18 protein-coding genes are annotated in these 24,370 nt (G+C 33.8%); 5 read left to right on the top strand and 13 right to left on the bottom strand.

All coding sequences use genetic code 11. The features are described from left to right. Positions 1–298: 298 nt before the first annotated feature. Both AC38BG_RS03075 and AC38BG_RS03070 read left to right on the top strand, forming a co-directional pair. Positions 299–3,076 carry an SLAP domain-containing protein gene (locus tag AC38BG_RS03075; protein ID WP_489937696.1) on the top strand — a complete coding sequence of 926 codons (2,778 nt, stop codon included), beginning with the start codon at positions 299–301 and terminating at the stop codon, positions 3,074–3,076. Positions 3,077–3,154: 78 nt separating this feature from the next. Next, entirely contained in the window at positions 3,155–3,727 is a 573-nt protein-coding gene (locus AC38BG_RS03070) for an SGNH/GDSL hydrolase family protein (protein ID WP_489937695.1), read from the top strand. A gap of 19 nt (positions 3,728–3,746) precedes the next feature. On the opposite strand, the gene AC38BG_RS03065 is transcribed toward AC38BG_RS03070, so the two are convergent. From AC38BG_RS03065 to AC38BG_RS03015, 11 genes are all read right to left on the bottom strand, one after another. Beyond that, on the bottom strand, positions 3,747–4,085 hold the full coding sequence (locus AC38BG_RS03065; protein WP_489937694.1) for a hypothetical protein: 339 nt from the start codon (positions 4,083–4,085) through the stop codon (positions 3,747–3,749). Between the two features lie 62 nt (positions 4,086–4,147). Next, positions 4,148–5,650, bottom strand: coding sequence for a sodium:solute symporter family protein (locus AC38BG_RS03060; protein ID WP_489937693.1), 1,503 nt, complete (start codon positions 5,648–5,650; stop codon positions 4,148–4,150). Next, positions 5,651–6,835 carry a cation:proton antiporter gene (locus tag AC38BG_RS03055; RefSeq protein ID WP_489937692.1) on the bottom strand — a complete coding sequence of 395 codons (1,185 nt, stop codon included), beginning with the start codon at positions 6,833–6,835 and terminating at the stop codon, positions 5,651–5,653. It lies immediately after the preceding gene. Positions 6,836–6,914: 79 nt separating this feature from the next. Beyond that, entirely contained in the window at positions 6,915–8,489 is a 1,575-nt protein-coding gene (locus tag AC38BG_RS03050; protein WP_489937691.1) for an MFS transporter, read from the bottom strand. 30 nt (positions 8,490–8,519) lie between these two features. Next, positions 8,520–10,661, bottom strand: a complete 2,142-nt coding sequence (locus AC38BG_RS03045) for a sialidase domain-containing protein (RefSeq protein WP_489937690.1) — start codon at positions 10,659–10,661, stop codon at positions 8,520–8,522. Continuing rightward, complete coding sequence (locus tag AC38BG_RS03040) at positions 10,651–12,087, bottom strand: MFS transporter (protein ID WP_489937689.1); 1,437 nt, start codon at positions 12,085–12,087, stop codon at positions 10,651–10,653. The genes AC38BG_RS03045 and AC38BG_RS03040 overlap by 11 nt, the downstream gene beginning before the upstream one ends. A 93-nt stretch (positions 12,088–12,180) precedes the next feature. Next, positions 12,181–13,299: a Gfo/Idh/MocA family protein gene (locus AC38BG_RS03035; protein WP_489937688.1), complete on the bottom strand. Its 1,119-nt coding sequence runs from the start codon at positions 13,297–13,299 to the stop codon at positions 12,181–12,183. Positions 13,300–13,319: 20 nt separating this feature from the next. Beyond that, entirely contained in the window at positions 13,320–13,781 is a 462-nt protein-coding gene (locus AC38BG_RS03030) for a NanQ anomerase/TabA/YiaL family protein (RefSeq protein ID WP_489937687.1), read from the bottom strand. Between the two features lie 6 nt (positions 13,782–13,787). After that, positions 13,788–14,525 carry a sugar phosphate isomerase/epimerase family protein gene (locus AC38BG_RS03025; RefSeq protein ID WP_489937686.1) on the bottom strand — a complete coding sequence of 246 codons (738 nt, stop codon included), beginning with the start codon at positions 14,523–14,525 and terminating at the stop codon, positions 13,788–13,790. Between the two features lie 1,164 nt (positions 14,526–15,689). Continuing rightward, positions 15,690–17,729 (bottom strand): PTS sugar transporter subunit IIABC, encoded by a 2,040-nt coding sequence (locus AC38BG_RS03020; RefSeq protein ID WP_489937832.1) that lies wholly within the window; start codon positions 17,727–17,729, stop codon positions 15,690–15,692. A gap of 218 nt (positions 17,730–17,947) precedes the next feature. Next, the gene (locus tag AC38BG_RS03015) at positions 17,948–18,805 is read right to left on the bottom strand and encodes an ROK family protein (RefSeq protein ID WP_489937685.1); all 858 of its coding nucleotides are present in this window, start codon (positions 18,803–18,805) and stop codon (positions 17,948–17,950) included. Positions 18,806–19,067: 262 nt separating this feature from the next. Between AC38BG_RS03015 and AC38BG_RS03010 the strand changes: the two genes are divergently transcribed. The 3 genes from AC38BG_RS03010 (at position 19,068) to AC38BG_RS03000 (ending at position 21,531) form a co-directional block, all read left to right on the top strand. Beyond that, entirely contained in the window at positions 19,068–19,943 is an 876-nt protein-coding gene (locus AC38BG_RS03010) for an N-acetylneuraminate lyase (RefSeq protein WP_489937684.1), read from the top strand. Between the two features lie 12 nt (positions 19,944–19,955). After that, entirely contained in the window at positions 19,956–20,639 is a 684-nt protein-coding gene (locus tag AC38BG_RS03005; RefSeq protein ID WP_489937683.1) for an N-acetylmannosamine-6-phosphate 2-epimerase, read from the top strand. Between the two features lie 73 nt (positions 20,640–20,712). Next, positions 20,713–21,531, top strand: a complete 819-nt coding sequence (locus tag AC38BG_RS03000; protein ID WP_489937682.1) for a MurR/RpiR family transcriptional regulator — start codon at positions 20,713–20,715, stop codon at positions 21,529–21,531. A 42-nt stretch (positions 21,532–21,573) separates the two neighbouring features. Here AC38BG_RS03000 and AC38BG_RS02995 read toward each other — a convergent pair whose 3' ends face one another. Both AC38BG_RS02995 and AC38BG_RS02990 read right to left on the bottom strand, forming a co-directional pair. Continuing rightward, positions 21,574–22,947, bottom strand: coding sequence for a flavocytochrome c (locus AC38BG_RS02995; RefSeq protein WP_489937681.1), 1,374 nt, complete (start codon positions 22,945–22,947; stop codon positions 21,574–21,576). Positions 22,948–22,962: 15 nt separating this feature from the next. Then, entirely contained in the window at positions 22,963–24,366 is a 1,404-nt protein-coding gene (locus AC38BG_RS02990) for a class II fumarate hydratase (protein ID WP_489937680.1), read from the bottom strand. Positions 24,367–24,370: the final 4 nt, after the last annotated feature.

Here is a 24,370-nt window from a genome sequence, read left to right as displayed (position 1 = left end):
CCACCATGCAAAACAGTTCTTCAAATCTTTAAAGGATAAGAAGAAAAAGGGAAACAAAAAAACCATCGACGGTGATGGCTTGTACTTTTAAATAATTCCAATCATGTCACCATCTTACTGATGACAAGAGCAAGCATATGGGAAGTACGCTTGCTTTTTTACACACTTATTGTACATGTTTTATGAACCATATATAATAAGATTTTACTTTTTGAATAATATGACAATAAAATAACTTGAATTATATAAAATCACCAGCTAAAATTGTTATCAAATAAGTTATCTATGGAGGATTAGTATGAATAAGAGAAAACTTATAATAACAAGCTTAGCCGCAGTTAGTTTATCAACTTTTATTTTAGTAAGTGGGCAAAATAAAGCAAAAGCTGCTACTGTTGACCAAAAAGCACCAAAAGTTAAAACGCCAATTGAAAAAGCGCAAGATAATGTTGTTGTTGCACAAAAGAATTATGAAAAAGCAGTTAATGATGCTAAATCTGTTAAAAAAGATTTAGATGTTGCTCAGAAAAATCAAGCTGCAGCACAAAAAGCTGTTGATGCTCAGCAAAAATTAATTGATGAAGCAGTTGCAAGTCAAACTGCAGCTCAAAATAATGCAATAGATAAAAAAGCTGCTTTAGATAAAGCAAATAATCAAAAAGCAAGTACTGCATCTCTTGATGAACAAATTACTCAAAAAAAGATGGAGGTAAATTACTTATCAGCTGAAACTACACAAGTAAATGCTGCTAAATCTGCTGCTGAACAAAAAGCCGCCATCGCAAAACAAAATGTTCAAACAGCAGATAATGCAGTAACCTCAGCTAAATCTACCCAAACTAAAGCTCAAAACGACTTAAAGGCAGCTCAAGATGCAGCTAATTTACCTGAATTGATTGCAGCAAAAAATAAAGCACAACAAGAAAGTGATGCTGCCAAACAAGCTTACACACAAGTGCAAAACGATCTTGCTACTAGTCAAGCTGCTTTAACTAAGGCGCAAAAGACACTTGCTGATTTAAAGAAAAACTCAACTCCTGCACTAAAGCAAGGCAAAAATAACGCAGTTGGTTTATTCAATTCAGTTATCAATAGTAGTGTTGCAACTTCTGCACAAAAAGCAGATGCGCAAAAAGCATTGGATATTATTACTGGAGCAGACCACAAAAAACCTGAATGGTATTCAAGAGCTGTCAATTTAGATGATCCAGCAGATGCAGCAAGTCTAACAAATGTCAAAAAAGCATTGGATTTTTTAGATAAGGTAAATGCAGTTAGAACTCGATATCACCTTCTTGAATATAGAATTTCATTAAGTGATACTGCTTCTGCAATCCTTAATGCAGACTACAATGCTGATTACCAACTCTCTCATCCTAACGAATTAAATCACTCAAAATATGCATATAATGCTGAAAACTTATCATGGACATCTGGTTCTAACATAAAACCAGTTAAAGGTTGGATGGAAGAAGAAGCGCTATTCAATAATCTACTTGTAGAACATCCTGATTGGGCAAAATATCGCACAAATGAAATCGCAATGCAAAACGAGCATCCTGACGATTTCAAAAATGTTGGCCACTATCTAACCTTAATTAACCCTGATCTTAAAGAATTTGGCATGGCAATAAGAGCAAGTAAACGAAAAGGCACTATTGTTGCTCAAGATTTATCAAGAAGCGATAAAGGTTCATATTCAGTAGATGAATTCAAAGCATTAGTCAATAATTATAACCCTAATGCTGCAGCAATTGAGCAAGCTCAAAAAAATCTAGATAATGCTACAAGTAATTTAGCACAAGATCAAACAAAACAAGCTAGTGCTAAAACTGCATTAGAGCAGGCTAAAGCAAAATTAACAAGTGCAACTAAAGCTTTAAATGATGCAACAACTCCTGAAAAGCAAGCAGCTTTGAAAAAAGCTCAAGACAAATTAGATCAAGCAAATAATGCGTTAAAATCAGCTAAGGCAAAACAAACTGAAGCACAAAATGCTCTGAAACAAGCAAATGATAATCTAGCACAAAAGACCGCCGATGCAAATGAAGCGGCTAAAAAATTAGCTGATGCAAAACTTGGTTTAAAGCAATTGCAAGCTGCTAAAAAAGATCCTGCTGTTTTAGATAAAGCAATCACTGGCGCACAAAAGTCACTTGACCAAGCAAAAGGCAAGTTAGAAGCTGCTAAAATTAAAGTAGCTAACGCCCAAAAAGCATTAGAACCACTAAAATCTAAGTTAGCTGAAGCACAAGCAGTTACTAAAAAAGCTCAACAAATATATGATGCAGCTAAAAAAGTGCAAGATACTGTTCAAACAAAATTAGATAGTGCCAAAACTGCATTATATAACCTAGAACATCCAGAAGAACTAGAATCAACTTCAGTTGCAACACCTAATGTAATCTCTGATTATGTCGCATTAAATGGTGTGGTCAAAGTAATCAATGTCCCACAAGAAGGAGTTTTAGTTTACACAACACCACAAAGTGCCCCAACTAGTGAATCTTTATCATTAAATTCACGCTGGAAAGTATTTGGTTATGTCAAAGTAAATGGTAATACTTGGTACAATGTTGGTCGTAATCAATGGATTAAAGCTGCCAATGTTAAATTAGAAAATGCTAATGAAGTGATTGATGAAACCCCAATAACTGATACAGGATATGTTGCTAGATTATTTAACAACCCTAACTATAAAGTTGCTCTATGGAGTAGTAATGGTCAATTAGCTGGATATTTACCAACTAATTCTAATTGGAAAGTCTTTGCTAAGAAGATAATTAACGGGCAATTGATGTATCGCTTGGGCAATCAAAACCAATGGATTCCTGCAAAATATATTGCTTTAGGACAATCAGAACAACCACTCAATACTATTGGCTACATCCCAGTATTGCACAATAATCCAAACTACAAAGTAGCAATGCTAAATAGTGCAGGTCAATTCACAGGATATTTGCCAACTAACTCTAATTGGAAAATCTTCGCTCAAAAGATGATCAATGGCAAATTGATGTATCGTTTAGGTAATCAAAATCAATGGGTTCCTGCAAAATATATTGAAATTAGATAGTTTATTTTCAAAAGTCTGCTGAGGCGGGCTTTTTTTGTGTTAAGATAGCCTCAAAGTAAGTTTTTCGAGGATAAAAATATGAAAAAAATTGTTTTATTAGGTGATTCTATCTTTAATGGTTATATCAATGGACGCAACACCGATCGTGTAGTAAAAGCTCTAAATACGGTTACAAATAATCAATATGACATTGAAAATATTTCAATGTCTGGTGCAACAACTGATGATGCATTAGATTTTATTGACAAAAAACTAGACCCTGCTGCAGATCTAGTCATCTTATGGTATGGATCAAATGATGCAGCAACTGATTGGGGTATTCCTTTGAAAAACTATCAAAAAAATCTTGAATCCTTAATTAAGATTATTGGTGCTAAAAAAATGCTCATGATTGGGCCTTCTAGCCCAGATTTTGAAAATCCTGCAGAAGGACAATTCTATGACCTTGATCGATATAAGATCTTTGATCATGCTTGCCAAAAAATTGCCAGCAATCATCAAATTCCATTTCTTGATATGTTTAAAATCATGCAGTCAAATAAATCAGTTAAAAATCTATTATTACCTGATGGTATTCACTATGCAGACCAAGGAATCGACTTATTAGTTAAATACCTAGCACCAATGATTGAACAAAAAATGACGGTTTAAAAACCGCCTTTTTTCATATTTAAAATAATCTTGATAAAACAATACTAAATGCAGTAGTTAGGGCATCTGCTCTCCTACCTGGATTAACGAGTTCTTTTATCTGTCTCCAAATCACTACCTCATCTTTTGACAAGTGCATCCCATCAAATGCTATAGCAGTATTGATTAAGTCAGATACCTTACCTACTTTTATGTTTAAAGTTATCCCTTCATAAGGTGTCTTTTTTAAATCTGTTATGATAGCATTCAATTTACCCATTATTTCACTAATGCCATCATATTTATTATCACGCAATAATAGTGCCAGTGACTGCAGTTGTTTGATTAATTCTAGCTGCTTGTTACTTAGTTTATCCATCTTTTTCACCTATCAAAAAAAGGGATCAGTCGATTTAAAAACTGATCCCTTTAGTTTTATTATTAAACATTATGCGCTTCATCAATCGTTCTAACTGTTAATCCTCTAATATTCTTTTTGGATCCATGAGTTAATGCACCAACAACATACGCAATTGCAAATGATGCAATAAATGATACACAACTTACGATAAATGGAGATACCTTCAATGTTTGAATGTAGTACGTTAAAATCGCACTAATAATCAATCCACACAAAGCACCTGCAGTATTTGATCTTTCAGTAAAGATACCTGCAGCAAAGATACCTGCAATAGGAACACCAAACAAGCCAGTAATTGTTAAGAATAGATCCCAAGTTTCTGAAGTATTACCAATTAAGAAGTAAATAGCAATTGATAAACTAAACAAACCAGCAATTCCAATCACCCATCTAGCTAAAGTAACATCACTTGTATTTTTGAAAGTATGGTTGAAAAATCTTTGCTTAAAGTCAGTAATTACACAAGATGAAATAGCATTCAAACTTGAAGCAATTGTTGACTGTGCTGCAGCAAAGATCGCTGCAATAATTAATCCAGCAATACCAGCTGGCATCTTAGTTACGATAAAGTAAGGCACAATCGCACTTGTGTTGAAGCCTTTTGGCAAGGTACCAACATTTTTATAGAAACTATATAATACAGTACCCATTCCAAAGAAGATAGGAATAGTAATAAATGCAAGTAATCCATTAGTCCATAATGATTTAGCCGTTTCTTTAATAGAAGAAGTAGTCTGATATCTCTGGACAACATCTTGGCTGGCAGTATATTGATACAGTGAGTTAAACAACTGCCCTGCAAAAATCAATGGAATAAACCTTGATAAGTCACTTACTTTCCAGTCAAGTGCAGAGAAGATCTTACCATTTGCTGCAGCATCTCTGGCAACTGTTCCCCAGCCACCTGGAATATAGTGTGCACCTAATACGCTCACTAAAATAGCACCACCTAATAATAAGATACCTTGGATAACATCACTCCAGATAACACCTTCAATACCACCTAAGAATGTATAAACAATACACAATCCACCAACAAAGAATGCAATTAAAATCTTGTTAATATTTGAAACAGAAGTAATCGCAATAATTGGTAAGTAAATGACAATCGCTACACGACCTATGTGATACAAAATGAACAATGCACTACCTAATACACGCATAATTGGACTAAATCTAGCTTCCAAATATTCATATGCAGTAGTTACTTTTAACTTTCTAAAGAATGGTACGTAATATTTAATCAATATTGGGATAATAACAATGATTGATAAATTACCTACTGAATATCCCCAGTCTGTCAAAAATGATTTTTCAGGCGTTGACATAAAGGTAATAGCACTAAGCGTTGTCGCATAAATACTAAACCCAGCTGCCCATGCTGGAATCTTTCCTTCAGCTGTGAAGAATGAATCTGTACTCTTGCTGGCACGTCTTGTAAAATATGCACCTACTAGTAGCATTGCTAGTAGATAAACAATCAAGACGATCCAGTTTAGTGTTCCTAAACCTACTTTTCCCATTTAATTTTCTTCCTTATCTAAAACCTTTTGTATTTTTTTATCCGTTCTTTGAATGAAATATTTTAAAATAAACGGAGCAATCAAAGTAGTAACTACAGTTACTATAATCATTGCAGTATAGTGATTACTATCAATCAGATGCGCATCTAATGCAACGTTTGCTACAACTAATGCCATCTCGCCACGAGAAACCATACCACCTCCAACGATATTGGCTTCATCCCAACTTAATCCGAACATCTTACCACCTAAACCACAACCAATTTGTTTACCTAAGATAGCTATGATAATCAACGAAACAATAAAGACAATGTCTTTACTCATCCCAGTGAACTTGATATTTAATCCAATACTTACGAAAAACACTGGAATAAATACTCCATAACCAATTGGTTCGATTTTGGGCGCAAGTTGTTTTTTATAAGGAGTCTCAGAGATTGCAAGTCCTGCAAAATATGCACCTAATACATCACTCATACCCATTGCAACAGCCAATGCCGCAAATCCAAAACATAATATCATCGCAGCCGCTGTATCACTTTCAGTTGCATTTAAATTGCCAAAATATTTGGTAAACTTGGGAACTCCCCACTTTCCTAACGCTACAACAATGGCAAAAAATGCTAGCATGGGAATTAGTAACATAGTGATTGACTTGGATCCAGTAGATCCTGTTCCAAACAAACTAACACTGATCCCTAATAAAATCACACAGATAATATCATCAGCAACTGCAGCACCTAATATCATGTTACCTTCACGGCTATTCAGTCTTCCCATCTCGCGCAATACTTGAACTGTAATACTGACTGAAGTGGCACTTAAGACTAATCCCATAAAAATAGAAGCCTTTAGTGAAAATCCAAAAACTAAATTACATAATAAAGCGGCTGTTCCTGTTGGAAAAATAACCCCTAAAATAGCAATCGTTAAAGATGGTTTCCAATATTTTAATAATGAATGCAGATCTCCTTCTAGCCCTGCAATAAACATTAAGATAATGACACCAATTTCACTAAAGTAATGAATAAATGTAGTTGGCATTAAGACATGCAAGATGGCAGGTCCTGCGATTATCCCAACTAGTAATTCTCCAATAACACTAGGGATGTTGAATTTATCTGATAAATGTGCTCCAATTTTTGTTAATAATAAAATAATGACAAGTTGAACAAGATACGACACAAAAGATCACCTACATTAATATTTTTTCAACTAAAAGAAGTTTCTAGAAACTATCTCCTAGGAACTTCTTCAATAAGAATTATTGTTGTTGTTCAGCATCTTGCTTAATTTCATCTGCAACAGAAGTTATATCCTTATCTGACCAGTCTTGCTTACGCAAGAATTCTGGATGAATCCATTGTTGCAATCTTGCAGGTAAGTTGACTAACAAGCTGACAATTACAATAGTTGTCATGATAAGTAAGATACTGAATAATGTCCAACCTAATCCTAATCCCATTGGTGTAAATACACTTGCTGATAAACTCAAAGTCAAAACAGGAGCTAAAGCTTGTCCTAAACCACCTGCATTAACTAAGAATCCAACACCGGCATTTCTACCAGAAGTTGTGAAGTAATTACCAATAAACTTAGGTATCAAAGCTGAAAAGGCAATACATGCTTCATAACTCATTAAGAAGATGATGAATGCGACCATCCATAATTTATTATTGTCCATCATTTGACGAGTAATCATAAATACAGGTGCCATTACAACTAATGAACATAAATCACCGATCCAGTATGCTCTACGAGTACCCCATTTATCACCAATAAAACCAACTAAGATACAACCAATAACTTGACCCATCCAAAAGACAGAAGTTAAGTTAGCTGTAATTGCTCTTGAAAAGTGCAATACAGTTTCATAATATGTTGGCATTAAAGCTTGCATAGGTCCATTGATCAAGTTAGCACCAACGATGATGAACAAGATACCTACACCAATAGGCCACCTCTTGCCCATGAATTGTCTGATAAATGAATACATAGTCGCAAAGATCAATACCCATGCAATAACAGATTCCCATACATTTAGTTTACTTGATAGTAAGAATACACCAACTAATAATGCAATTGTCAAAACAGTACAAATTGTGTTGAAGATGTTTACTTTTGGATCTGATCTAAACAAAACACTAAACATATCACGTGGTGGTTTGTAGTTAGGATCTTTTTTAGCAATTTTTTCTTGTTGTTTCTTCATTTCTTTATAATCAGCAGATTCAGAAATTGAACGTCTCATCCATAAAGCAAAAATTACAGGAATTAAACCGATAAAGAAGAAGATTCTCCAAGTATATGGTGCATATTTAGTTCCAGCAAGCAAAGCAGATAACAACTTAAATACTTGAGCAGTAACTGCACCACCTAATGAAAATCCTGCCACAACAAACCCTACGGCTTTGTTACGCATGTTCTTTGGCCAGGTTTCCATTACATAAGTTGTTGATGAACTATATTCACCAGCCATACCTAATCCAATGAACAATCTAGCTGCAAACAATACCCAAAATGCTGGAGCAAAAGCACAAATAAATGTACCACCTGCATATAGCAAAATTGAAGTAACCATTGAAGCTTTACGACCAAAGCGGTCTCCGATAGCTCCAAAGAACAATCCACCAAACCATCTTGATAGATATGCGGCTGAAATTAGCGTTGAAGCTAAAATCAATGGAATATGGAAGCTTGCTGCAATAGGAATTAACAACAAGTTGACCATGTTAAAGTCGAATCCATCAAGAAAGTATCCAATAAACGCAGCCCAAAACGATTTCCACTGATCATGGCTTAGTTGCTTATACCATGGTCCAGATTGTATATCACTCATACTATAAGAGCCCCTTTCTTCTTCACTAAATTAATTATTTTTTAGCAGATCATTCAAATCAAAGATTTCTAGCTTTAAAATATTCTTTAAATGCAATTCATTTCGAGACCATGAATCATACTTTTCATATAATAAGGCTATTTTATGATTTGAAGTTTCAGCTAAAGCCGAATAGGAATATCCATATTCAGGTTTATCTACATTATAATGATATTTCCAATCAACTTCACCTGTAGAGTCATCAACTAATCCTACCCAGATTTGTCCATTTCGTCTACCAGTTGTTGAGTTAGGAGTACTCATTATTAAAGCCTCATGTCCATCTATTTTTTGAGAATATCTGATGATTGAAAGTTGAGTGCCATAAGAAGTATTATGAATAAAACCTAAATACTTAACATTATTCCATGTGTTTCCATTGTCATAACTAGTTATGTATCCTATTTTACCCGTTGTAGTTCTCATATACGTACGTATAACATTAGGTTTTAACTCCACCATTTGTGCTTCAGCAGTTGCATTAGCAAAAGGCAAAGTAGCTTGAACTGAATGCCAAGTTAATCCTCCATCATCACTAATGATATACACCATTGCTTTATTAGCATATGATGCAAAAATCAATCTTCCATCACTAGTTTCTAAACCTTGTCCTGGACATAAATATGTACCATTATGATTTAGTCCCATAAAAGGTGGTAAAACTGTAGGATTACTCCAAGATTCGCCATTATTTTTGCTTACAGTGTAGCCGACATAATTTGTTGGTGTCACTTTAAACAATGCATCTTTATAAAAGATGTTCATTTTTACTTGATTACCATTATGGTATTCAAGTAAATTATTTCCATCAAATTTAACTGAATATTGTTCAACATATAATGGTTCATTATTTTTTAATAGATTATAATCACTATCTACTTTATATTCAGTCGGTTTTTCAGTTAAATCATCATAAATTATGCCATTTTCTCTAATAGAGTAATCATATGCTGAACTCGAATTCAAGCGTAATTTTAAATAATACTTTCCATTGATTTCTTTAAATCCAGAATCTGTTTTTAACGAATTACCATTTCCTATTCCTGCTGGCATAAAGTCAGCAAATAAGTACACATTGTTATTTTTTGTACTTTGAACAGTTGCTGAATCAATAAATGAAGCACTGCCTTGAATTTGTACATTTTTTCCAATAGGATCTCTGGGCCAATCTATCAACTGTTGAGCATAATCATCAAATTTTAAAGCTAATATAGGACTTGACCAAGTTTGTCCATTATCATCACTATAACTTGTAGCAATGTTTATTTTACTTTTTGCATCATGTGTACCACCGTATCTTGCATCTGCACTAGCAATTAAACGACCTGAATTCAATTTATTTAAAGTAGGTATTCTAAAATAATTAGATTCAGTAGCGTCTCCTGCTTTAAAAATTAGATGGTTTTCTTCTTGATTTTCTGTCATTGCTAATAAATTGGTATCAGAGATTGCTTCATTATAAAATTTAATGTCATTAATTGTTCCATCAAACCCAAATGCATTATTACCACTTCTATCAACACCGCCAAGTCTAATGTCGTTTAAACCAAGAATTTCATTTATGGGCTTAAAATTTGAAACACTTTGACTAAATACTAAAGTACCATTAGAAAATAATTTATAAGTTTTATCACTGGCATTGGCAACAAATGCAACCTTATTTGATTGATCTATTCCTTTACTAGTACCATTCACACTGGCTGGAGTTTCAAATAAATAATTTATATTATCCTTTGCATCTCTAACTTCTGCACCTAAAGTTCCATTATTTCTTACATAAATGCTTGCATAATTATTGTTATGACCAGCATCTTTATCCGATAGACCACATAAAGCTTGCAGAGCATTATTATTGTTAGTCTTGTAATCTACATATATAGTTGTGCTTTTAGAGCTTAATTTATCAAGTGTGTCTTTCGGAATTTCTTGACCTTGATTATTTAAAACAATATTCTTTTGCTCGTATGTGGGAGAATCATTGTTTTCAGTAACTTTATCATTACTTTTTGACATAGACATTGAACCTGAATTATTTGTTTGATTAACCGTATCAGCTTTGGCAATTTGTGTATTTATTAACAATAAGCCAATCCCTAACATAGCTGAAGAAACAAGTTTAGCTTTATTTTTCATCTGCTTCACGCTTTTGTCTTAATTCCATGGCAATCTTATCAGTTGTCTTTTTGTTAAGAGGATAGCCAAAAATTAAGATTAATGCAGCAACACCAAATAGTATGGCTGGCAATAAATTAGTTAACACATAAATTCTATTTTCAACTGCCATTGATTGCATTGCACCACCTGTATTAGATGATTGATATCCAATAAGTGCTAACATGAATCCACTAATACCTCCAGCTACAGCTTGTGCAACTTTACGAGAAAATGAATTTAATCCATAAACAGTACCGTCTTCTCTAAGACCTGTATGGTATTGATGAGAATCAATAACGTCAGTTATAAATGCCCAAACAATTACGTTAAATACTGAGTAACCAATAGTTCCAAAGAACAATAATCCTACATATAGCCATGGGTTATGTGTATGTAAGAAGTATAGTAAGAAGAAAACAATTGATGAAATTGGAAGAGCAACAGAAACAACTTCTTTTTTACCAAATTTTTTAACGAAATACATTGTAGGTGCAGCAACAATAATTACAGTACCCCAGTTAAATAGCATAGCAACTGACATAGCAGCAGCATTGTGGAAATAGTCATTGAATAAATACGTTGTAGTCATACCAAATAAAATTTGAGTTAGCACTACAAAGAAGTCAACAATGATTAAAGCTAAAATTGAACGATCTGTAAATAAACCTTTTAAAAGTTGAGAAACTGAAACTTTTTCTTTCTTTTGTACTTGCACTCTTTCTACAAGCAAGTCATAAATAACTGTATATGCAATAAACGCAATTGAAACACAGACTATAGCGATAATGAAAAATCTATTACCAGACAATGTTTTTTGTCCGTCTTTAACAGTATAAATAAACATAGGAATCAAAAATCCAGTTGCAGACATACCAATAGCTGCACCAACACTTCTATAGGTTGAAAGTGCTGCTCTTTCATCAGGCTTATCACTGATAGCTGAAGCCATAGAACCATATGGGATATTGATACATGATAACAAAATTCCATAAATTAAATATGTTATAAAGATATAACCAATTTTTGGTGCCATTGCCCAGCCATTTACAAATGGTACGAATAACAGTAATGAAATTATACAAAATGGCCATTTCATTCGTTTAATCCAAGGTCTAAATCTACCTTGTGGTGTTAATTCAGCCATATCGATAACTCTACCTACAGTTAAGTCAGAAAAAGCATCTATAAACCTTGAAATCAAAAATAGAATACCTACAACACTACCTGCAATACCTAAAACGTTGGTGTAATAAATCATTAAGAAACTATTTACTAGCCCTAAGATAGCATCATTACCAATATCACCAAACATATAACCAATTTTATCTCGCATACCAAAAGGTCTAGCATTTACTTTAATTGTTTTTAATCCCTTGGCACTCTCTGCTGGTCCACTACTTTCCATAATATATACTCCCCTTATTTATAAAAAAGAGGACTGATTATTTTTTACAACGTACAATTTAAATCAATCCTCTTAATTAATTATTGGTGAATTTTATTCTCCCGTAATTTCTGAAATTTTAACTTCACGATCTTCTTTGTTAGATAAAGTTGCAGCATCAGCTGTAGCAATAGCTTCTTCTGCAGCTGTACCATCTAATAACTTCTTAAATTCATCAGGTACTTCCATACCATGCAAAACGTCATTTAAGAACTTCATTTCTTTAACAATTAATGAATGTAACCATAATGGTGTTAATTTACCTGGGTGACCATATTGAATAGCTCCATCCATTTCAGTACTATGGTAAATACGTGTTCTATCATCATCTTCATGCTGAGTTTCATGAACTAAGAAGTGAGTTTCTTTACCATTTACACGAACAGTACCAGCAGTGTCATACATATCAATCTTAATAGCACCTTTAGTACCTTCAATAATTACATAGTGTTCACCCCAACGGAATGCTGAACCCCACTCTAAGTGTGCATAACGATTTCCTGGGAATTTAAGGTTCATCATGATCATGTCATCTTCATCACCGAATCTTTTACCAGTATGTGCAATATCTGAAGCATACATTTCTACTGCACTAGGTAAACCGCCCATAATAAATTGAACACAGTCTAATTCGTGAATATGGTGGTAAAGGTGTCCACCTGATTTATCACGCATTTTCTTCCAAGAAATACTTGGTTGTGGTTCTTCCCAACCATTTCTTGCAGATTTTACAAATAATACATCGCCAATCACGCCTTGGTTAATTAATTGTTTTGCATGATGTACACCATTGAAGAAGTTCATAATGTGTCCTGCCATGAAAATTACACCAGCTTTTTTACATGCATTAACCATATCAACACAGTCTTGGTAATTTAATGCAATTGGCTTTTCACAAAATACATTCTTATGATGTTCCGCTGCTTTAATAACAGGTTCTTTATGTAAATAATTAGGAGTAGCTACAATAACACAATCAATGTCATCTCTTGATACTAATTCATCAAGAGACCCTAAAGCTTCTGCACCAATTTCTTTTGCAATAGTTTCACCGTTATTAGGATCATAAACTGCTACAACTTCTGCATGGTCATTTTTTTGCATTGCTCTAGCCAATTCAGCACCAAAGTATCCAGTTCCAACAACACCGTATTTAACTAAATTTGTATTCATTTTATTTACCTCATAAAACCTTAAAAATCAACTTTAACTTTCATAACCAACTTGCGAACAACATTATCATTGTCCTTTACCCCTGGTTGATGATAATCTTCAGGAAATGCTACTAACACATCCCCTGGATACAAATCAGCAATTGCTTCAGGTTTACCTTTATAAAAGGCAATGTCTTTTTCTTTACTATAAGGTGTTTTTTCTTCAACAGTCTGTGCACTTGCAACAGGCATCTTTTCTTCACCTTTAACAACTAAATGAATATCCATCCATTCCTTGTGTGCTTCAAAGTTTTCACCAGGTTTGCCATTATTTGGCATGTAATCAAACACACTCAGCTTTACCCCATCTGAAATAAAGAATTGTTCAGGATGTAATTCAACCTTGTTTAGATCTAACTTGCTTAGATAATCAAATGCAACATCTAAATTTGGAGAAATTCCCTTAAATCGACTAATTGTATTAAGTGGTGTAATAATCATAGTCTTTTACCTTCTTTTCAGTACTTCGTTAACTATTTCAATTTCGTGATCTAAGTTCTTTTCTGGAATATCATATTCTAAAAATACTGGAACATTCTTATCTAATCTAGTTACCAAATCTTTCCAATTTGTTTTGCCTTGCCCAAGCATTACTGTTTCATGATCAAGAATATCCTTCAAATGGAAATTAGTAATATAATGATGCAACACATCAAATGCTTTTGTTGGATCTTGATCAATCCAATACCAATTTCCTGAATCAAAGGTATAACCTAATTTTAAATTAGAATCTTTGATCCATTTTAAGTTGCTTTCAACTGCAGACAATTTTCCAAAATCATTCGGTTGATTTTCCAAGGTAACTTCTACACTTGAATTGTTCAATATGGTTCTGAGTTTGTTGATATGTTCATCATTAAATGCTAGGAATTTATTTCCAAAGAAATATTTAATTCCTTTCATTCCAAACTTTTCAGCCATCTTCAAGTTATCTTCTAAGTCATCAGCGAATGTGTCTTCTCGAAACAATTCTTCTGGGACTGAATAATACACTGGCCAATCATGTTCTTTTGCAAGTTCAGCAATTTGAAGCAACTCATCATCTTTAGTGTTCTTGTTAAAGAATTCACCACGTACTTGAATTGCATCAATTGGCTTACCATCTAAATTTTGCAAGCATTCATATTGGCTTATTCCTTTTTCCATATCATGTAGAAATACGGCTGTATTAATTGAGACCTTCATTTCTTACCTCTAATATCCTAATAAAATAAAAAAATCGTATCAAAAACATGACGTGCTGTTTTTTGTACGATTGAACCATTTATTTAAATTTTTGATAACTATTACAAGATCTATAGTAATACAAATCACAATCTATGTAAACGCTTTATTTGAAATTTATTGATTTTTTATTTTGGTATAGCTAATTAGTGAATATTCCTGTATCATTATTTAAGTCGCGGTAGTGATGGTGGCAGCTTCTATTCAAAGGAGTGATGCTTATAAGTATATTAACTTGTATTTGTAATCAGAATAACCCAGAAAGGAGGTTGCCTAGGGGTGTCAATAAAAGACATCATCCTATTTTTTGTCAGTTTAAATGTTTTACAACTGGTCGCCTATTCCGCTATAAATCGGTTCTTAGACGAAATACCTATTATGGTAATGAAAGTAGTCAAAATTTACTTAATCATTCACCATGTAAAACAATTCTTTAAATCCAAAAGGAACAAAAAGAAAAAAGCTGACAAAAAAGACCATCGGTGATGATGGTCTAATTTACTAAACAACCGTTTCTAATGCCACCATCTAACTAGTGACATAACAGACGTGTTCTCAGCACGTCTGTTTTTTACACTTATATTCTACAGATTTTATCAGCTACATGCAATGAATAACTTTTATTTTGGCATAGCTAATTTAGCTTTATTCCTGTATCATTATTTAAGTCGCGGTAGTGATGGTGGCAACTTCTATTCAAAGGAGTGATGCTTATAAGTATATTAACTTGTATTTGTAATCAGAATAACTCAGAAAGGAGGTTGTCTAGCTTTATGTCTCTTGTAGACATAATCAGATTTTTTGCCGAATTGTTTGTTTTACAAATGGCTATCAATTTGTTTTTAGAAGTAACTAAAAGCGTATTGACTAAAGTAGTTAAAATTATCCAATTAGTTGTGATAATCTACTTGATGGTTTGTGAAATAAAAGAAAACTTTAAATCTAAAAAGATTCGAAGAAAAAACGGCAAAAAAACAAACCATCATCGTTGATGTTGGCTTGAATTTTTAAAAACTTTAACCAATGCCACCATCTAACTAGTGACATGACAGACGTGTTCTCAGCACGTCTGTTTTTTTACACTTATATTCTACAGGTTTTATCAGCTACATGCAATGAAATAATTTATTCAGTTACTTCAAATACTGGTTCATGCACTTTAACTTGTTCATCAGTATTATTTTGTTTGACTACTTTAATGCCTAAATTAGCTGTATTAGTAATTAATGTCAACACAACTGGATCTTTACCAGCTTTTTTGACCTGGTCGACATCCATCTTGACTAATAAAGTATCCGTAGTAATATTATCGCCTTGTTTAACTTTTACATCAAATGGTGCACCCTTTAATTCAACTGTATCAATTCCTAAATGAAGCATCACTTCTAATCCATCTGCAGTTTTAATCCCTAAAGCATGCTTAGTATCAAACACTGACATAATAGTTCCCGCAACTGGCGCATAAATATTACCATCTGCCGGCTCTATGCCAAATCCTTCACCCATCATTTTTTGTGAAAATACAGGATCTTTCACTTGTTCAAGTTGTTTATATTCGCCATTTACTGGAGCAAGAAACTGAACTTCATGATTTATTTTTTGTTTTGCATCAGAACTTGGTTTTGCATCGGCTAATTTTGTGTTAGGTTTAATTTCAATCGAATTAGTCAAAATATCATTAATTTCTTGGCTATATAAATCAGCCTTACCTCCAAAGATTGCTTGCACACCATCGCCAACTTTTAATACACCAGCTGCTTTTAATTTCTTAAAGACAGCTTCATTAACTTTAGAATTATCTTTTAATGATACTCGCAATCTAGTAGCACATGCAGTTACAGTATTAATATTACTGCGGCCACCTAATGCTGCAATGATCTCACTTGATTCATTATAAAGTTTGTCATCAGTTTTAGGAGCAGATTCCATAATTGCATCTGCACTACTATCATCATCTGTCTGCATCCCTGGGATATTTACATGGAATTTTTTAATACAAAAAGTAAAGATGAAAAAGTACATAAAGAACCAAATAACACCCATGATTAACACATTAGGCCAATTGGTCTTGTCGCGCCCTTGCAAAACTCCAAATAATAGATAATCAATTAATCCACCTGAAAATGAATTACCAATTCTAATATTCATAATATCTGCAACATAAAATGATAACCCATCAAGCAAAGCATGAATCACATATAGCCATGGCGCTACGAACAAGAATGTATATTCAATTGGTTCAGTAATCCCTGTTAAAAATGAAGTCAATCCACCAGATAGATATAATCCACCATCTTTTTGGCGATTTTTCTTTGGTAAACATAGATACATCGCAATTGCAGCACCTGGCAAGCCAAACATCATTGTAGCAAATCGCCCAGCAAAAAATCTTGTCCCATAAGTAAATAACCCATGATGGTTAGGATCAGCTAATTGAGCAAAAAAGATATTTTGTGCACCAATTACAGTTTTGCCTGCAACTTTAGCCGTTCCACCTAATGCGGTGTACCAAAACATCGGATAAATCGTATGGTGCAATCCGACTGCCCCAGTTAATCTCAACAAAAATCCATATAAGAAACTACCAAAACTGCCCATCTTTGCAATTTCATAACCTGCTATAGTTAGCCAGCTTTGAATTGGAGGCCAAATCACAAAGAAAATTGCTCCAATTACAATTGCTGCTAGTGATGAAATAATTGGAATAAACCTTGATCCACCAAAAAAGCCCAAGAACTGTGGTAACTCAATCTTGCGATAATGATTATGCAAATATGCCACAATAGAACCAATAACAATTGCACCTAACACACCTGTATCAATTGTATTTTTAGGTGAAAACATCTGAAGTAGTCCAGCAATTGTCGCTGTATAAACTAAATACGCTACACCACCTGCTAATCCAGCTGTCCCTTTGTCACCTTTAGCTAAACCAACTGCTAATCCAATTGAAAAAATCAAAGCTAAGTTAGTAAATACAGCATTTCCTGCAAAGCTCATTACTTTTAAAATTGTCTGTAACCATTGCTGATTAAGCCAAGGATATGCTCCAATAGCTGCTTTATTAGTTAAGGCTCCTCCAAGCCCCAATAACAACCCAGCAACTGGCAAAATAGCAATCGGCAGCATAAATGCCTGTCCCAGCTGCGAAAATGTTTGTCCCATATGAGAGAAACGTTTACTTTTAAACATTTTGTTTTCCTTTACTTGATTAAATAAAAAAATCGTACCAAAGAGATATTAACTTCGTACGATTGACTTGCTATTAAATTTTTGATAACTATTACGAGCTTTAGAGTACTCCAAACTATTATTCATGTAAACGATTTAGGTTAAAATAATTTATTTTTTGGTATAGCTAATTGTTACTCATTCCTATATCATTATTCAAAAAACTCTGCAATTGCCCCATACACTTGTGCACGATCTGCTAGTTGAGCCGTTTTAATAGTAGCTTGCAATAATCCTTTAGGAACTAATATTTTTAGATGTTTTTCCAATAAATCAATTAAAAATTGTCCTTGCAAAGACACTGCTCCACCAATTAAGAGAACTTCTGGATCAAACAAAAGTAAAATATTGCTCAATCCAGTTGCTACTTCTAAAGCCCAATCATCAATAATCGCCATGTATTGCTCATTGCCCTTTTTGGCTAAGGCAAATGCATCTGGAACACTGATCCCTAATTTTTTCAATTGTGCATCTAATACTAAAGTTGACGCTCTTTGTTCATAATAAGTTTTACTTCTAGGATCATATAAGGTATACCCAATAGAATTACCATTATCATTGAACCCAGCTTCTAGTTTCCCATCATAATATGCACCACCGATTCCTGTGCCTAATGCTACACAATACACAGAATCAGAGTTTCTTGCAGCTCCTGCTAGTCTTTCACCCATTAATGCGGCGTCAACATCATTAATTACATTAACATTAAGCCCAGAACTTTTTTCAAGTTCTTTTTTTATTTGGGTTCCTGTATATCCAGGAATTGTAGGCCCTGCGAATTTAATCTCGCCTTCTTTTCCAACAATCCCTGCTGTTGATACACCAATTGCCTTAATTGAAAACTCTGCTTGCATTACTTTAGTAATTTCAATTAGTGATTTTAGAATTTGTCCATCTTGGTTGTGATTAGTAAGTACTTTATCTTGGTTAGAATAATGTAAATCTTTGTCAATTAATCCATATTTTATTGATGTTCCTCCTACATCAAATGCTAAATAATAATCCTTCATAATTACTCCTTATTTCTAAAAATGGTTTCGCTTACATAGTATCATTAGCAAAATTTTTTCTCAATCTAAAAAAAGTTAAAATTCTTTAGCACCAGTAATGATAGTGCTTTCAAAGGCTAGTGATAATTATTTTCATTTTTTTAGCTTGCGAAATTTATTTTTATGTTGTATCTTATGCGTGTCGGTTGAATTATTCGATGACTATTACAAATTACAATAAGAAATAATAATTTTTAGCAAGTTTGAAAGGAATTAAATTTCAATGAAAAAATTATATTCAGCTTTGATGACCGCATTTGATGAAAATGGGAACATCGACGAAAAAGGTACACGCGAAATGATTCGCTACAACATTGACGTTAACCACATCGATGGTTTATACGTTGGTGGTAGTACTGGTGAAACATTTATGTTAGGTACTGCAGAAAAAAAGGAAATCTTCGATATTGCTTGGGATGAAGCACATGATTCAGGTATCGATTTAATTGCCCAAGTTGGTTCACCTAACTTACATGAAGCAAAAGAATTAGCTAAGTATGTAGTTAACTTAGGCTTCAAGACAATTTCAGCAGTTACACCATTTTATTACAAGTTTTCATTTGATGAAATCAAGAATTACTACAACGAAATTGTTAAGGACTTAGATGTTAAGTTAATTATCTATTCAATTCCTGCATTAGCTGGTGTTTCTCTTTCATTAGAAAACTTTGCAGAATTGTTTGAAAATCCGAAGATTATTGGTGTTAAATACACTAACAATGACTTTTACTTACTTGAAAGAATCCGCAATCGCTTCCCAGACAAGTTAGTATTATCAGGATTTGACGAAATGTTACTACCAGCATTAGCGTTGAATGTTGATGGAGCAATTGGTTCTACTTACAACCTAAACGCTAAAAAAGCAAAGGCTGAAATGGAAGCTGTAGAAGCAGGCGATTTAGAAAAAGCTCGTAAATTGCAAAAAGAAAGCAATGACTTCATTACTGATTTATTAAACAATGGATTATACCAGTCAATTAAATTAGTATTTGAAGAAATGGGCGTTCATGCAGGCTACACTCGCGAACCAATGAAGAAGGCTACTCCAGAAATGCGCGAAGGTGCAAAGAAGATTTACGAAAAATACTTCAAAAATTAAAGAGGAATAATAATGGATTTTTTAAAGCAAACAAAGGGCAAATTGATTGTATCTTGCCAAGCATTGCCAGATGAGCCACTATATAGTTCATTCATTATGGCAAGAATGGCTCGTGCTGCAAATATGGCTCATGCATCAGGCATTAGAGCTAACTCTGTAGTTGATATTCAAGCAATTCAAGATGAAGTAGACTTACCTATTATCGGTATCATTAAAAAAGTTTATCCTGACTCTCCAGTCTATATCACTCCAACTATGAAAGAAATGCGTGCAGTAGCTGCTACTGGTGTTCCTGTTGTGGCAACTGATGTAACTGGAAGACCTCGTCCTAATGGCGATAAGTTAGCAGATATCGTAGAACAATTTAGAAAAGAATTCCCTGATACCTTATTAATGGCAGATACTGCTAATTTAGATAATGTGCAAGAAGCTAACGAATTAGGTTTTGATTTAATTGGGACTACAATGCATGGATATACTCCAGATACTGAGGGTATGAATATTGCAGACAATGATTTTGAATATTTAAAAGCTGTATTAGATAAAGCTAATACTAATGTAATCGCAGAAGGCAAGATCGATCGTCCTGAAAAAGCACGCAAAGTTATCGACTTAGGTGCTCATGCAGTTGTTGTTGGTGGAGCAATTACCAGACCACTACAAATTGCTACAGGTTTTGTTGATGCTTTAAAATAAAATTCATTTATTTAGACTCAGTGCTGTGGCATTGGGTCTTTTTTTGTATCATTATATGTAAGGAAGTGATCAAGTGAGCGTGATTAACAAATTAGAAAATCTATATGCTACATTGCCCAAACAAGAAAAAAAGGTTGCTTTGTATGTCTTAAAGCATCCCAAACAAGTCCAAGATATTAGCATTGAACAGCTTGGCAAAGTAGCACAAGTGTCAACTGCGACAATTACTAGATTTGTCAAAAAAATAAACCATGAAAATTTTTATTCATTTAAATTAGCTCTAGCAAGAGATAGTGAAGTTAAACAAATCTCTACCAAAAGCAAAACAAATATTGCCACGCAAGTACAGGAGTTTTATGAAGATGTCTTATTAAAAACAAAGAAACGACTAAAACAAGCTAATTTAGAAAGTGCCACTCTAGCAATTAAACATTGCAGGCGTATCTATGTCTATGGGATTGGCAGTTCTGGATATATGGCACAAGAGCTAGCCCAGCGTTTAATAAGAATGGGGATTTCAGCATTTGATATGACTGAGAGTCATCTGATGTATATGTCTAGCAGTTTAGTAAAACCAGATGATGTCATTATTGCTCTATCATCTTCTGGTAACACAGTTGATGTTAATGAAGCAGTGCAACTTGCCAAAGACCGTAATGCAACGACAATTGCGATAACTGGTACGCAAAATAGTCCCTTAGCTAATATGTCTGATATTGTATTACTGGGGACAAATATTAGATTTGTTGATAATACTAAATTTATAAACTCTCAATTTGCGATTACTTTTATCATTGATATTATTACTAATATGCTATTAAAAGATAAAGTTTTATGTGCCAACATGAACCGCACAATTGAATTAATTAATGAAAAGAAAAATTCCAAATAAAAAATATGGTAGCTACAAATTGACTACCATATTTTTATGCATTTATTTATTTTTAGCTAACTGAATCCCTGCTTGACGACCAAAAATAACAGTTTCACTAATTGAATTACCACCTATTCTATTATTACCATGTAATCCACCAGATACCTCTCCTGCAGCATATAAGCCCTTAATCACATTACCATTAGTATCTAAAACTTCAGTTTTAGTATTAATATGGATTCCGCCCATTGTGTAATGAATTGCTGGATGAATATGAATTGCATAATATGGTGCACTATTTATTGGTCGATCTAATCCAGTTGTGCGCTTAAATTGTGTATCATCATGGTTTTTAATATCTTGATTCCACTGAGCCACAGTAGATGTCAACTCACTATTGACTCCAATTTTTTTAGCCAGTTCTACTAGAGTATTACCATGTTCAACTAAACCAATTGAATCATAGAATTCTACTGCTTTAACATGATTGCGAATTCCTTGATCAAAGACTAAATATGCACCATCTTCATGTAAATTAGTAATTGCATCAGACACAATCTTGCGAGTATTCAATTCATTAACAAATCTCTGCCCTGCTTTATTTACTAAAATTCCACCTTCACCACGCACTGCTTCACCAATTAGATAAACTCTAGTGCCATCAGTATAAGCAGTGGGATGAACTTGGATAAAGTTCATTTGGATTAATTGGGCACCTAGTTTTTCAGCTAATTCTAATCCATCTCCAGTAGCGCCTTTTTGGTTAGTAGTTTTATATTTTTCTAGATCAGGACGATATTTAGCAATTAGCTTTTTAGATGCACCAAATCCTCCACTAGCTAACATTACTGACTTGGACTGGATAATTTTTTTGATTCCATCAATTTCAACTTCTACACCAGTAACTTGATCATGTTTTTTTAGTAATTGAGTAACTTTTGCATTGTTAAAGATTGGGATATTTTCTTCTTGGGCTTTTTTGAGCATATTTTTAACTAAATATCCACCTACTGGCTCCATCGAAGCTGGACGATGGGCTCTTTTTTTGCTCATGCCACCAGTTATAGTTAAATCGCTTAATTCAATTCCATGATCTTTTAGCCAGCTAATTGCAATCGCTGAATGCTCTACAAAATATGCTAGCATTTGGCGATCATTTAACAATCCTCCACCTTTTAGTGTTTCTTTGAAAAAGTCATGGTTATTATCAATGACTCCTTTTTCATATTGAACATTAGATTCAGAAGCATTCATCCCAGATGAAGCTTTGATTGTATTGCCACCTAGTTTTTCATTTTTTTCAAAAACTACTACATCAGTTCCTAACTCATGTGCTTGAATTGCGGCTGTTAGCCCAGCACCACCTGATCCTACAATAATTGCATCATAGTAATCTTTAAGTTCACTTGGATTTGTTACATAATCTTTTACCATTTAAATTCCTCTTATCTACTCTTCTGGCTTAGTGCGATCAATGTTAGTCATCGTTAACATATCCATCCATTGATCATATTGCTCTGAGGTAACTTTCTTGCTTTCTAGTGCAGCTTGTCTCAATGTAATGCCTTCTTTATCCGCCATTTGAGCAATTGTTGCAGCTTCATGATAACCAATATGTGGCGATAAGGCCGTAACTGTCATCAATGAATTCTCAAGTAAGTTATCCATTCTATCTTCATTAACTGTTAATCCATGAATCATTTTATCTGCAAAACCTGTGATTACACCAGTCAAAATATCCGCCGAATCTAAAAATGACGCAATCATGACTGTTTTGAAAACATTCATCTCAAAGTTTCCTTGTGATGCCGCAAATGTAATTGTAACATCATTCCCAAAGACTTTAGCTGCAGCCATAGTAACTGCTTCTGATTGAGTTGGATTTACCTTACCTGGCATAATAGAAGATCCTGGCTCATTTGCAGGGATATTTAATTCATTATATCCAGCTCTAGGGCCTGATGCTAAGAATCTGATATCTTGAGCGATCTTGAATAAATCAGCTGCCAAAGTCTTCAATGCTCCATGCAATACATCAAGTCCTGAATGATGAGCTAATCCCCAGAATTTATTAGTATCAACTTTAAATTCATGACCATAAACTTTAGATAATTTGCTTGCGATCTTTTCAGTCATACCAGGTGCTGCATTTAACCCAGTACCAACTGCAGTGCCACCAATTGCTAATTCATATAAGGTTGGCATGAGAGTTTCAATATAAGATAAATCATGTTTTAATGCAGAAATATAACCTGAAACTTCTTGTCCAAAAGTCAATGGTGTAGCATCTTGCAAGTGAGTTCTACCAACTTTAACTGTTTTCCAGTATTTATTTTGCTTATCTTTTAATTCTTTAATTAAATGCTTGATTGCTGGAATTAGTTTATCTAGTGCTTCAACTGCGACAATATTCATTGCCGTTGGGAATGTATCATTTGAGCTTTGACCACGGTTAACATCATCATTAGGCAAAATATCTAACCCTGGATATAATTTATTTGCTAGATTTGCAACAACTTCGTTTACATTCATGTTACTTTGAGTACCAGAGCCTGTTTGTAAAACATGCAATGGAAAATCTTTGCGTAAATCTTCATCTGATAATGCAAGCAGTTGATCTATTGCTTGCTCAATTGCCTCTGCCTTTTCATTTGGTTCATCACCCACTTCAGCATTTGATTGTGCAGCAGCTTTTTTTAAATGTAAGAATGCTCTAATAATTGGCAATGGCATTAGCTCACCTGATGGAAAGTTGTTGCGGCTACGTTCTGTTTGTGGTCCCCATAAAGCATTTTTAGGGATTTTTACTGGTCCAATTGTGTCACTTTCAATACGATATTGTTCTTTGGTCATTTGG

It is taken from the genome of Lactobacillus sp. M44 (assembly GCF_058130005.1).
This window is presented reverse-complemented; position numbering and strand designations above follow the sequence as displayed.